General features: G+C 61.1%; 1 protein-coding gene. It reads left to right on the top strand.

Translation table 11 applies throughout. The annotated features are described in order from the left end of the window. On the top strand, window positions 1–728 hold a 728-nt coding region (locus ACH196_RS38140; RefSeq protein WP_396651994.1), incomplete at both ends, for a DNA polymerase ligase N-terminal domain-containing protein.

The following is a 728-nucleotide window of genomic DNA, read 5'->3' on the forward strand; positions in this document are numbered from 1 at the left end:
GCAGACGCAGGAGCCGAGCGGCCAGAAGTCGGTCAAGCCATCGAACCGCCGTCGCTTCGTCATCCAGAAACATGACGCAACGCGGCTGCACTACGATCTTCGGCTCGAACTTGATGGCGTCTTCAAATCCTGGGCTGTGACCCGCGGCCCTTCCCTCGATTCGCATGACAAGCGGCTCGCGGTCGAGGTGGAAGATCATCCGCTCGACTATGGCGACTTCGAAGGGACGATTCCGAAAGGCCAGTATGGTGGCGGGACGGTTATGCTTTGGGACCGAGGCTATTGGGAGCCGGAGGGCAAGAAGAGCCCTGAGCAGGCTCTTGCGGAGGGCGATTTTAAGTTCACGCTTGAGGGCGAGCGTCTGCACGGAAGCTTCGTTCTGGTCCGGATGGCCCACGACCGGGAACGGAGCAAGCGCACAAACTGGCTGCTGATCAAGCATCGCGATGAATTCGCGGTAGAGAAAAACGGCGCTGCGGTCCTTGAGAAGAATGACACTTCCGTCGCCTCGGGCCGCACCATGGAGGCAATTGCCGGCGGCAAGGGTCGCAAGCCGAAGCCTTTCATGCTGCAGGGCGGCAACGTGGAGGCAGATGCTGTCTGGGACAGCCGCACCGGCCTTGCCGCCGAAGAGCGCAAGGCAGAGGCGCGGGGAAAGAAGAAACGGAGTAGCGTCACGACCGCTCATCTCCCCGACTTCATCGCTCCTCAGCTTTGCGAAACCCTTG

The organism is Mesorhizobium sp. IMUNJ 23232 (assembly GCF_044326205.1).
In the GTDB taxonomy this organism is placed as follows: Bacteria; Pseudomonadota; Alphaproteobacteria; order Rhizobiales; family Rhizobiaceae; genus Kumtagia.